This window comes from Pseudomonas sp. MPC6, from assembly GCF_006094435.1.
Taxonomy (GTDB): Bacteria; Pseudomonadota; Gammaproteobacteria; order Pseudomonadales; family Pseudomonadaceae; genus Aquipseudomonas.
Genome location: NZ_CP034783.1, coordinates 2748971 through 2761153, shown reverse-complemented (window position 1 = coordinate 2761153; position 12183 = coordinate 2748971). Strand labels below are relative to the sequence as shown.

Sequence of the window (12183 nt, the reverse complement as noted above, 5' to 3'; positions counted from 1 at the left end):
GAAAAACAACAACAACAGCGTCCCGTTCATCTCCCCACTCGGCGATGGACAGCCTCAAGCGCGTATTTTGGAGGCATCATGAAAACCACCAGCACCTTGCAAGTCGACAGCCAGCCGCTGAACCTTGCGCCGCCGAAAAAAGACATCGACTGGCCGCTGTTTCTGATCAGTGGCGGCTTCCTCGGCGCGTTCCTGATCGCGGCGCTGATCGACATCGATGGCGTGTCGCTGCTGGTGAACACGCTGTTCGCCTGGTCGACCCGGTTCTTCGGGCTGTACTGGCAGATCCTGATGCTGTTGACCTTCGCCGTGAGCCTGTTCATCTGCTTCAGCAAATGCGGACGGGTCCGGCTCGGCGGCGTCGACCAACGCCCCGACACCAGCACCTTCAACTGGATTGCGGTGATCATGTGCGCCCTGCTCGCCGGCGGTGGCGCCTTCTGGGCCGCGGCCGAACCGATGATGCACTTCGCCAGCCCGCCACCGCTGTTCGCCGGGGTGCAAGCGCACACCGAAGCGGCGGCCCATGCGGCGCTCGCGCAGTCCTTCGTGCACTGGGGCTTTCTCGCCTGGGCGGTGCTGGGCAGCCTGTTGTCCATCGTGTTGATGCACTTGCATTACGACAAGGGCCTGCCGCTGGCACCGCGTACGCTCCTGTATCCATTGCTCGGCGAGCGCGCGCTCAAAGGCCCGATCGGCACCCTGGCGGACGCCACTTCCATCATCGCCGTGGTCGCCGGCACCATCGGCCCGATCGGCTTCCTCGGCCTGCAAATCAGCAGTGCGTTGCATTCGGTCTGGGGCATTCCCAATGACCTGATGGTGCAGTCGATCACCATCATCCTGGTCACGGTGATGTACACCACATCCTGCCTGGTCGGGCTCAAGGGCATCCGCTTCGTCAGCGAAATCAATGTGTGGCTGATGATCGGCCTGGCGATCTTCATGGTCGCGTTCGGGCCGACAATGTTTATCCTCGGCGGCTTCCCGTCGGCGTTCGCCCTGCACCTGGAACAGTTCATCCCGATGACGCTGTTTCGCGCCGACCCGAAATGGCTCGACTGGTGGACGGTGTTCTACTGGGGCTGGTTCATCGGCTATGCACCGATGGTCGCGCTCTACGTCGCCAAAATCTCCCGTGGCCGGACCATCCGCGAAGTGATCATGACCCTGTCGATCATCGCCCCCATCGTGACCATGTTCTGGTTCACCGTGGTCGGCGGCACCGGCATCGGCCTGGAACTGCAAACCCCGGGCATCGTCACGGCCAATGGCGCACAACCCGAAGCCCTGTTGTTGGGGGTGACGCAAAACCTGCCCCTGGGTGGCCTGGTCTCCGCGCTGTTCCTGTTTCTGAGCTTCATCTCGGTCGCCACCAACGGCGATGCCATGGCGTTCACCGTGGCGATGGCGATGTCGAGCAATGACAAGCCGAAAAAATGGCTGAGAGCCTTCTGGGCCATCGGCATGGGGCTGGCCGCAGTCGTGCTGATCACCATCGGTTCCGGCGGGGTTACGGCCCTGCAATCCTTTATCGTGATCACCGCGGTGCCGGTGTCGCTGTTGATCTTGCCGTCGCTCTGGGATGCGCTGCGAATCGCGCGGCACATGGCTCGCGAACAGGCTGTCTGATGATGAATAGTTCAGGAATCGCAATGATGTCACCCTCCCGTCCCGATGCTGCCGAACAACCGAGCCTGCGCCCCGCGGCGCAGGTCATGGACCTGGATCGGCTGGGCAGCCACTTTCAAAGCCGGCTGAGTTTCGTGCGCAGCAGCATGCGGCGCATGATGAATGAGCAGTGGCGCATCCAGCGCACCTGCTTCGACCTGGATGCCGAAGGGTTTGGCACCGCCATCTACCGCATCGACACCGCCAATGCGCACTATCACTGCGTGATTTTCTCAAATTACCTGCCGCCGGAAAAACGCAGCGACCGGGTGATCGCCGATCAGTGGGACGTCAGCTTCGTCCTGCTCGCCGGTGATGTCGATGAGCAGCAGCTGGCCGATCTGCGGCGCAACGTGCCCTTGCAGGAAGCCGGGCGCTTCGATGCCCGGGTGCTGGTGCTGTCGCGCGCCAACCGCAGCCTGCGCAACTTCGAGCGTTTTCTCGGGGCGCTGGCCGAAGGCTGTCAGCCAGACCCGCGGCAACTCGCCGAGGTGGGCTACCTGTATCGCACCACCGCCGTGTATGGCAACGGCAAGTTCGGCATCGCCGACTTCAGTTGCCTGCAAGGCAATGCCGACTTCACGCAACCCTTCAGCGCGCAGATGTTTACCGTGTACCTGCTGCGGCATTTCAGCATCGAGCAAATCGAACACATGGCCCGGGCACGCAATCCGCAACGGGCGGTCGGGCTGGACATCGCCCTGCAACGCTACCTCGGGGTCGGCAACTCCACGGGATTGGGCATGGCGCCGTTCCTGATCAATCACCCGCAACTGGTCAATCAATGGCTGTGGGCGAGGGAAACTGCCCTGGCACGGGTCATGGCGCAAACTGCCGACCTGCCCCGGGTGCAGCACTTCCAGGCGCTGATGCAGCGCGCTCGCCAGCACCTGGAGCAAACCACCACCGACGACCCGCGCCAAAGCGCTATCGACCGGCAGACCCTGGCCGATCTTGGGCAATTGGCGCAGTGGTTCGACGGGCAACCCGTCAGTAGCGACCTGTGGCCGCGGGTGCAGGCCTGGGTCGAGCGGCACGGCAGCAACGGTTGCCAGGAATTGCTGGTGAGCCTGCTGCTGGAGCTGTACCCCGAACAGGTCGATCCGCTGGCCGAACAGATGTCGGTCAAGGAAGGCTTTCGACTCAATGCCGAGATGCCGCTGGATGAGTTGTGCGAACTGATAGAAAGCCGCTACCGCTGGGCACTCGACTATGACCTGAGCGCGGCCGAGGCCAACCACTTCTTCTGGTATCGCTCGGCGGAAAAGGAAGAACCGCGTCTGGGCGAGCGCGCCATGGAACCGGGTGCCGAGAAAGAAATGCAGCTGGGCATCGCGCACAACATTCAACGCTGCCACCGCGCCCTGTTGGTTTACCGGGAGCAGCATCCGCAGCAACTGACCGCGCATTTCCTGCTGGCCCAGCCGCAGTTCAAGGGCACCGTCTGCCGCTTGCAGGGCATGGACCGCTGCGCCTATGGGGAAATCCGCGCCAACCTGATGGACCGCGCCATGCTGCCGATCCACCTGCTGCGCTGCAAGCTGGCGTTCTTCGGGGCCGGTAAATTCGACCCCAAGTCCAGTCGCTGGGTACGCATCACCCTGTTCCAGGGCGCGCCACTGGTCAGCGAAATTGGCCAACCCTTCGACGATGACTGGAATTTCGCCGTCATGCCCCCACTGGCAATCGCTGCCGGAGAACTTTGATATGCGTGTCTCGCTCAATGAAATCCAGGTGGTCTGCCGCAAGGCCTTCGAAGGCATCGGCTTTGCCCCGGGTGATTGCGACGACGCCGCCGAGATGATCGCCTGGCTGCAATTGCAGGGGCTCGACGGTATCGGCGCGCTGAAAAAAGCCCTGGTCTTTCTCCACGATGAAGTCGATCGGCCGTTCGACACCTGTTACGAAGATGCCGCCCAACTGACCCTCGATGCCCACGGCCAAAGCGTCCTGCGCTGCGCCGCCCAGGCCATCGAACTGGGCGTGAGCAAGGCCCTGCGCGGCGGCAGTGCGCAGGTGCGGATCCGCCACTGCCACAACCGCATCCTGCTGCTTGGCTACCTGGCGCGCTGCACCGAACAGGGGCTGAACTTTTGCGTCTACTGGCGCGACGCCCGCCAGGAACTGGTCGCCACCCTGGCCGCCGGGCAAAGCACGCCGTCCCTGCGGGTGTACGCGTTGCCTCCCTCCGCCCGCAGCGACGAGCAAAGCATCAATGTGTTGATCTCGCGGCACTTCACCCTGCTGCCACGGCTCAGCGCCGAGGACACGGATCCCGGCGACCCGCCGCTGCCCGCCCGCCAGCTCGTCGCCGGCCTGGAGGTCGACGACGAGGTCTGGGTCATGTTGAAAAAACTGGGCGAACAGGTGCTGGTGGAAAGCACCGAAGAATCCCGACGCCGCGGTGCCGGCGAAAGCAGCGACGCCCGCTGAACATCATTAAGCCTGCTGACAGGAAACCATCGATGAAATACGCCATCAAGACTGACCTCTTCGCCTCGCGCGCCCCCATGGAATGGGCGGTGGTCGGCAACGGCACGCTGTACACCGCGCAGATCCCCATCGACCGCCAGGGCCAGGTGGTCACCGGTGGCATCGAAGCGCAGACCCGGCAGACCCTGGACAACTTGCGCCATACCCTGGAGGCCGCCGGCAGCTCGCTCGATGCCGTGACCCAGGTGCTGATCTACGTTACCGACCGCAGCTACTTGGCCACGGTGAACGGGCTATACAGCGAGTACTTCCAGGCGCCCTACCCCAACCGCGCGGCCGTGGTGGTCGCCGGGCTGGCCAGGGAGGAGATGCTGGTGGAACTGGTGGTGTACGCGTGCATGGATTGAGCCCGTGCGGGCGGCGCCTCATTGGGGGCGCCGAACCGCCCTCACCTTGCCACTGTTGCCACCGCCGCAGAAAAACCGCTCGCCGCCATCGGACTCAAGTCCCGACACCCCGACGCCCTCCGGCAGTTTGAGGCTTTGCAGGACCTCGCCGGTTTGCGGATCGACACGACGCAATTCACTCTCGTCCCCTTCCCACGTGCCATGCCACAGCTGCCCCTCGACCCAGGTCACCCCGGTGACGAAGCGGTTGGACTCGATCGTGCGCAAAATCGTCCCGGTTTCGGCATCGATCTGGTGAATTTTACGATCGCGATAGCGGCCGACCCACAGCGTGCCTTCGGCCCAGGTGAGCCCCGAATCGTTACCGCCGCCCGGTGCCGGGATGGTGTTGAGCACCCGCCCGGTCTGCGGGTCGATTTTCTGGATGCGATCGGCGGCGATCTGGAACAGGTACTGGCCGTCGAAGGCCGTGCCCGCATCGGCGGTGACATCGATCGAACGCAGGGTCTTGCCGCTTTCCGGGTCCAGGGCATTGAGTTTTTCGCCGCTGGCGAACCACACCTGGCGGCCGTCCCAGGTCAGGCCATGGATGGTGTCGACACCGGGAAACGGGCCATATTCACGGAGTATTTCAGCGGTTGTGCTTTTCATGCTGGCTTCCTCGTTTGCGGGTTGATGGCGTTCATCCTAGTCACTCGGCAGTGGCGCCGGGAGTAACAAGGTCGTCGCGAAACCCGGGATCGGCGGGGTCATCCAGCGCCGCGCACGCCCACGCCCGAACGACTGCACCCTGCCCGCCGCCGCCAGCGCCTCGAGGGTGCGCTGCACGGAACGCTGGCTGGTGCCGAGGGCCAGCGCCAGGGCGGAACTCGACCATGACTCGCCGTCGGCGAGAAAGGCGAACACTGCGGCACACTTCTCGTCGACCGGTGGCGCCAGCACCTCCACGTCGGCGGATACCAAAGGCACCAGGGCAAATCCGCGCGGGGTCGCCATCACACCGGCCAAGGGTTTGAGCGCCGCCCGCAGCCGGCCGATTTCGACGCGCAACCGGGCGCGATGGGATTCGTCCGTCAGCTTCAGGCGAAAGGCCCCGGCGATCAGCGCTTCGCGCGAGACGTCACCGGGCCAGGTCTCGGCCATCATTCTGGCCAGGGTGAACAGCACGGGACGGGTGGCGAGGGACACCGACATGCCGGCACCGCGTACGCTGTAACGACATGCATCCACCACCAGTGATGTCGAGCCGAGCAGCGCTTCAACCTCATCGAGCAACAGGGGCCGCTCTTCACCCTGGATGATCAGGCGCGCGGCGGGCGTGTCGAGCATGAGCGCGGCGTTTTCGACCTCGGCGGTCAGCGCCGGGATAGCGGCCAATTCGGCCGCATGCCTGGCTCGCGCCAGGGCGTTGTGCGCCGACTGCGACTGCAGGCGGCGAATGGCAATCCCCGCCACCACCAGTTCATGGGCGGCGCGCAAAACCGGGGGTAGCGGTGCCGGATCGAGCGCGGCGAGCAAGACTTCAGCTTCATCGAGCCGGCCGATCAACAGCAAGCGCCGGATCTGCAGGTAGCGCGCATGGGCTGCGTTGACCCGATCGCCGTGCGCCTCGAGCGTCACCCGCGCCGCATCGAGGGCCTTCACCGGCCAGCCCAAATCCCGCGAAGCCAGCGCGATCTCGGCCTCGGCGACCACACACCGCGCCCGGGCCACCGCCTCTTTCGGCCCAAAGGCCCGCGCCGCGCTTTTCACCAGCGCCCTGGCCCGCACCAGATCGCCGAGCTGCGCCATCGCGATGCCCCGAAGGGCGAGCGCCGGCGCGTCGTCACGCAACGCCACGCGGTCCAGCGCCCCAAGCGGATCACCCGCCGCCAGCGCACGCGCCGCCGCGGCGATCAAGGAATCCATGTGTTGTGCGCCATAGCTGTCACTCCTGACGAGCGATACCCGGGTTTCGGTTTGATTCACGGAGTAAAGCATTCGCCGGTCCGGGCTACGCGGTTTTTATTGTCACGCTATCAACCCGTACACAAAATCCGTGCACGACAGCGATCAACTGTAGGAGCTGGCTTGCCAGCGAAAGCGGTGGGTCAGCTTGCATCAATGTTGAATGTGCTGCCGCCTTCGCTGGCAAGCCAGCTCCTACAGGGGGCCTGCGGCGAACACAGAATCCTCGCACGACAGCGATCAACTGTAGGAACTGGCTTGCCAGCGAAAGCGGTGGGTCAGCTTGCATCAATGTTGAATGTGCTGCCGCCTTCGCTGGCAAGCCAGCTCCTACAGGGGGCCTGCGGCGAACACAGAATCCGCGCACGACAGCGATCAACTGTAGGAGCGGGCTTGCCAGCGAAAGCGGTGGGTCAGCTTGCATCAATGTTGAATGTGCTGCCGCCTTCGCTGGCAAGCCAGCTCCTACAGGGGGCCTGCGGCGCACACAGAATCCTCGCATGACAGCGATCAACTGTAGGCGCTGGCTTGCCAGCGAAAGCGGTGGGTCAGCTTGCATCAATGTTGAATGTGCTGCCGCCTTCGCTGGCAAGCCAGCTCCTACTACAGGGGCCAGCGGCGAACACAGAATCCGCGCATGACAGCGATCAACTGTAGGAGCTGGCTTGCCAGCGAAGGGGCCCATACAGTCACCACACACCCCATAGTCATACGACCTCTTGTGCAATATCCGATCCCCCCTAGCAAGCAATCATCCCCACACAACCCCCAGCCCACAACAATTCAACGAACGCCCCACCCTTGCCCCTCCATTCCAAATACGGTACAACCCCACCAAGTTGTACGACAACATAATAAAAACACCCGTCCATCCCCGACGATGGCAAACACCCTTCGAGACCCTGCCATGACCCGCCTCGCCACCGCACAAACCGTCCCGCCGCCCTTCCCCCGCCACCTCGCCGTGCTCATCCTGCTATGCATGGGCTGCGCCTTCGCCGGCAACCATGTGGCCGCGCGGGTAGCGTTCGACGACGGCGCTGGCGTATTGCTGGCGATCCTGATGCGTTCGGGCGCCACCGTGCTGGTGCTGGTCGCGCTGGTGCTCTGGCAACGCCAGAGTCTGCGCCTGCCTGCGGGCGCCTGGCGCTGGCAGCTGCTGTTGGGCTTGCTGATTACTGCGCAAAGCCTGTGCCTGTACTCCGCCGTGGCGCGGGTGCCGGTGGCGCTGGCGCTGCTGGTGGCCAACGTCTTCCCCATCCTGCTGGCACTGCTGACCTGGGCACTGGGCGGGCCACGACCGACCGCGCGCACCGCCTCGTTGATGGGCCTGATTCTGCTGGGCCTGGTGTTTGTACTCGACGTGCCGGGACGCCTCTCGGCCAACAGCAGCGCCGGCCCGCAATGGCTGCTCGGCGTCGCCCTTGCCTTCTGCGCCGCCAGTGTATTTGCCTGCGCGCTATGGATCACCGATCACAAACTGTCCCAGGTGCGCGGCTCGGTGCGCAGCCTGCTGACCATCTTCATCGTCTTCAGCAGCGTCAACCTCGCCGGCCTGACCGGCGCCCTCCCCGGCGGCCTGAACCTGCCGGCCACCACCACCGGCTGGCTGGCCCTCGCCACGCTGGTGGTGCTCTATGGCACGGGGTTTATCGTGCTGTTCATCTCGGTCCCCCGCCTGGACATGCCGCGCAATGCACCGGTGATGAACATCGAGCCGCTGGCGACCTTGCTGATGGGCTGGATCGTGCTGGATCAGATGCTCAGTGCGGGCCAGGTGATGGGTGGGGTGATCGTGGTCACGGGTATTGTGTTGCTGACGTATCGCAAGGCGGTCAGCAAGGTTGTCGAGAAAGCGCCGGCTTGAGGGTTGTATCGATAATGGGGACGCCTTCGCCGGCAAGCCGGCTCCTACAGGTTTGCAGTGTTCAACCCGACGCCGCAACCCTGTAGGAGCTGGCTTGCCAGCGAAGAGGCCATCAGCTTCACCCAAAGCCCAAGCTGAAAGATTCTGCCTATCACCCCCGAATACTCCACCTATTAGCTGACTCCCGCACTCGGGTCTAACCTTATTCCAGCGCTGGCACTACAAGCTGGCCGGTTTAGCGCTGATCAGGAAACACCGAATGAGTCCGAAGCTTGACTAGGGCACCCGTGGGCCACCGCGCAGGCAACTCGATTGCCGCTGTTCAGAATTCCCGTGTGGTCAAGACAATCAGTTGATCAAACTGCTGGCCCTTCCGCCTAAGTCATTGATTTTGCTCGTCGCTATTGCGCGCCCATACCGGGCCGGATAGCCGGATGAACACGACCTAAAGGTAGCTCACACATGGCAAACGAATCGAAATGCCCGTTCAACCACGCCGCTGGCGGTGGCACGACGAACCGCGACTGGTGGCCGAACCAACTGAATCTGAAGATCCTGCACCAGCACTCGTCCCTGACCGACCCCCTGGACGAGGGCTTCAACTACGCCGAAGCCTTCAAAAGCCTGGACTTTGCGGCGCTCAAGCAAGACCTGAACGCACTGATGACCGATTCACAAGAATGGTGGCCGGCGGATTTCGGTCACTACGGGCCCCTCTTCATTCGCATGTCCTGGCACGCCGCCGGTACCTATCGCACCGGTGATGGCCGCGGCGGTGCGGGTTCCGGTCAACAGCGCTTCGCACCGCTCAACAGCTGGCCGGACAACGTCAGCCTGGACAAGGCGCGCCGGCTGCTGTGGCCGATCAAGCAAAAATATGGCAACAAGATTTCCTGGGCTGACCTGATCGTCCTGACCGGCAACGTCGCGCTGGAGTCCATGGGCTTCAAGACCTTCGGTTTTTCCGGCGGTCGCAAGGACGTCTGGGAACCGGACGAAGACGTCTACTGGGGTTCGGAAAACAAATGGCTGGGCGGCGACACCCGCTACGGCAAGGAAAACGAGCCGATGCAAGAGCCCGGTGAAGGCCCGCTGGTGGCCGAGCCTGGGGAAAACGAGGAGAGCCGTACCGAGCAAGGGCGCAACCTGGAAAACCCGCTCGCTGCGGTGCAGATGGGTCTGATCTACGTCAACCCGGAAGGCCCCGAGGGCAACCCGGATCCGCTCGCCGCGGCGAAGGACATCCGCGAAACCTTCGCCCGCATGGCCATGAATGATGAAGAAACCGTGGCGCTGATCGCTGGCGGCCACGCCTTTGGTAAAACCCACGGTGCCGGGCCTGCCGACAATGTCGGCGCCGAACCCGAAGCCGCCGGCCTCGAACAACAGGGCCTGGGCTGGAAGAGCACCTTCGGCACCGGCAAAGGCGGCGACACCATCACCAGCGGCCTGGAAGTGACCTGGACCACCACGCCCACCCGCTGGAGCAACAACTACCTGGAGAACCTGTTCGGTTTCGAGTGGGAACTGAGCAAAAGCCCGGCCGGGGCCAACCAGTGGGTCGCGAAAGACGGCGCCGGCGCCGGCATCATTCCCGATGCCCACGACCCGTCGAAACGGCGTAATCCAACCATGCTGACCACCGACCTGTCGCTGCGCTTCGACCCCATCTACGAACCGATCTCGCGGCGCTACCTGGAGAATCCGGATCAACTGGCCGACGCGTTCGCCCGCGCCTGGTTCAAACTGATCCACCGTGACATGGGTCCACTGTCGCGCTACCTCGGCCCGGAACTGCCCAACGAAGAACTGCTGTGGCAAGACCCGATTCCAGCGGTCGACCATCCCCTGGTCAACGACAGCGACGTGGCCGCACTCAAGAGCAAACTCCTGGCGTCGGGCCTGACGGTTTCGCAGCTGGTAGCAACCGCCTGGGCGGCGGCTTCCACCTTCCGCGGCTCCGACAAACGTGGCGGCGCCAATGGTGGCCGCCTGCGTCTGGCCCCGCAGAAATTCTGGCAGGCCAACCAGCCTGAGCAACTGGCGAACGTGCTGGCGAAACTCGAGGGGATCCAGAGCGAGTTCAACAGCGGCGGCAAGAAAATCTCGCTGGCGGACCTGATAGTCCTGGGCGGCAGCGCCGGTATCGAACAGGCGGCGAAAAATGCCGGCCACACTGTCACGGTGCCATTCACACCCGGACGGATGGACGCCTCGCAAGAGCAGACGGACGTGGAATCCTTCGGTTTCCTCGAACCCATTGCCGATGGTTTCCGCAACTACCTCAAGTCCCGCTACCGCGTACCCGCCGAGGCATTGCTGATCGACAAGGCGCAACAGCTGACACTCAGCGCGCCAGAAATGACCGCGCTGCTGGGCGGCCTGCGCGTGTTGAACATCAACGCCGGGCAAACCCAACACGGCGTGTTCACCCAGCAACCGGAGGCGTTGACCAACGACTTCTTCAAGAACCTGCTGGATATGGGCGTGGAATGGAAGCCCGTCTCGGAGGCTAATGAGGAGTTTGAAGCAAGGGATCGTAAAACCGGTGAAGTGAAGTGGACCGGGACCCGTGTCGATCTGGTCTTTGGCTCGAACTCGCAGCTGCGAGCATTGGCCGAATTCTATGCAAGCAGCGATTCGAAGGAGAAGTTCGTCAAAGACTTCGTTGCGGCCTGGACCAAGGTGATGAACCTGGATCGCTTCGATCTCAAGTAACCCAACAGTACTGCTGAAAACCCGCAACGCCTCCCACTGTGGAGGCGTTGTGCTGTTTGGCTCGCGAGGTCTTGCTCTCATCGAGCCCGGCGCACTTGACGCTTCAAGCCGTTAAGTGGGAAACGTGCGTGCCCGGATAGAAAACTCGATGCAAGCGTTGGACATTGTAGGAGCGAGCTTGCTCGCGATGGACTCCAGAGCACCGCGTGTTATCCAGCAAACACGCGTTATCGTTAGCGACCATCGCGAGCAAGCTCGCTCCTACAATGTCGTTAACTGAACAACATTACGATGCAAGCATTGGGTTATTTCAAGAATTAAGGAAGATTCGTCAGCCCCATGAAAACCCTACTCTGCTTGCTGATCGCCATCAGCGTCGGTATCGCGCTGCAATACGCCGGCATCCCCCATGGCCTGTTGCTGGGCTCGATACTCGCCACCGCATTGTTCGCCAGCAACCTGCGCTTTTCGCCCACGCTGCCCCTCAGCCTTGGCTACGTGCAAATCGTCCTGGGGATCGCCACCGGCCTGATGTTCAAGTCATGGGACAGCCAAACGGCGGCGGCCATGCTGCCCAGCCTGGGGTTCATGCTGCTGGCCCTGGCAGTCCAGAGCGCCGTGGCCGGTTTCTGGCTGCTCAGGGTCTCGGGATGGAACCGCAAGGACAGCCTGCTGGCCGTCTACCCCGGCGCCCTCGCCGCCGTCTTCGACTTGCTCGAGTCCGAACGGGCGTCCGGCAAAGTGATCGTCGTGCACCTGGTCCGCCTGCTGACGATCACCGTGCTGGTCAGTTTTTGCATTCCCGCACAGACCGCCGCGCTGGTCGCCGAGAGCAGTCCGTTGGTCACGGGTACGGCATTGAGCCTGCTGTCGCTGATCGCCTTGAGCATCGTGCTCGGCCGTTTGTTGCTGCGTATCGGCGTTCCCGCACCCTTCATGATCACCGCGATTGTCGTCACTGGCGCCTACATCAAGATGGTCATGCTGCACTTCGCGCCGGCCTTGCTGATTCAGGCGCGGCGCTGGCGGGCAGAGGTGTGATCGGCAGCGGGCACTGCGGGAAGGACTAAACGGGAGAGATGGTGGCAAGGGCGCCGATCAAAATGGTCAACACCAGAAATCCACCGAGGAAAAATGCCA

At 63.2% G+C, this 12183-nt stretch carries 9 protein-coding genes; 7 read left to right on the top strand and 2 right to left on the bottom strand.

Going from position 1 to position 12183, the window contains the following annotated elements; translation table 11 throughout:
• The first annotated feature begins 78 nt into the window (after positions 1 to 78).
• Genes ELQ88_RS14965 through ELQ88_RS14950 form a run of 4 tightly spaced genes read left to right on the top strand, consistent with a single transcriptional unit; the run spans position 79 to position 4511 of the window.
• The gene (locus ELQ88_RS14965; protein ID WP_128873245.1) at positions 79 to 1632 is read left to right on the top strand and encodes a BCCT family transporter; all 1554 of its coding nucleotides are present in this window, start codon (positions 79 to 81) and stop codon (positions 1630 to 1632) included.
• Positions 1633 to 1658: 26 nt separating this feature from the next.
• On the top strand, positions 1659 to 3377 hold the full coding sequence (locus ELQ88_RS14960; protein ID WP_138969526.1) for a hypothetical protein: 1719 nt from the start codon (positions 1659 to 1661) through the stop codon (positions 3375 to 3377).
• A 1-nt stretch (position 3378) separates the two neighbouring features.
• On the top strand, positions 3379 to 4104 hold the full coding sequence (locus ELQ88_RS14955; protein WP_138965976.1) for a DUF3726 domain-containing protein: 726 nt from the start codon (positions 3379 to 3381) through the stop codon (positions 4102 to 4104).
• Between the two features lie 32 nt (positions 4105 to 4136).
• Positions 4137 to 4511, top strand: a complete 375-nt coding sequence (locus tag ELQ88_RS14950; protein ID WP_138965974.1) for a RidA family protein — start codon at positions 4137 to 4139, stop codon at positions 4509 to 4511.
• Between the two features lie 18 nt (positions 4512 to 4529).
• On the opposite strand, the gene ELQ88_RS14945 is transcribed toward ELQ88_RS14950, so the two are convergent.
• Both ELQ88_RS14945 and ELQ88_RS14940 read right to left on the bottom strand, forming a co-directional pair.
• Positions 4530 to 5162 carry a glutaminyl-peptide cyclotransferase gene (locus ELQ88_RS14945; protein ID WP_138965973.1) on the bottom strand — a complete coding sequence of 211 codons (633 nt, stop codon included), beginning with the start codon at positions 5160 to 5162 and terminating at the stop codon, positions 4530 to 4532.
• Positions 5163 to 5198: 36 nt separating this feature from the next.
• Positions 5199 to 6419 carry a helix-turn-helix domain-containing protein gene (locus ELQ88_RS14940; protein WP_138969525.1) on the bottom strand — a complete coding sequence of 407 codons (1221 nt, stop codon included), beginning with the start codon at positions 6417 to 6419 and terminating at the stop codon, positions 5199 to 5201.
• Between the two features lie 946 nt (positions 6420 to 7365).
• On the opposite strand from ELQ88_RS14940, the gene ELQ88_RS14935 reads away from it, so the two are divergent.
• From ELQ88_RS14935 to ELQ88_RS14925, 3 genes are all read left to right on the top strand, one after another.
• Positions 7366 to 8325: a DMT family transporter gene (locus tag ELQ88_RS14935; protein WP_138965971.1), complete on the top strand. Its 960-nt coding sequence runs from the start codon at positions 7366 to 7368 to the stop codon at positions 8323 to 8325.
• 462 nt (positions 8326 to 8787) lie between these two features.
• A complete protein-coding gene (katG, locus tag ELQ88_RS14930) occupies positions 8788 to 11043 on the top strand; it encodes a catalase/peroxidase HPI (RefSeq protein WP_138965969.1) in 2256 nt (751 codons plus the stop codon).
• A 339-nt stretch (positions 11044 to 11382) separates the two neighbouring features.
• The gene (locus ELQ88_RS14925) at positions 11383 to 12084 is read left to right on the top strand and encodes an AbrB family transcriptional regulator (protein ID WP_138965967.1); all 702 of its coding nucleotides are present in this window, start codon (positions 11383 to 11385) and stop codon (positions 12082 to 12084) included.
• Positions 12085 to 12183: the final 99 nt, after the last annotated feature.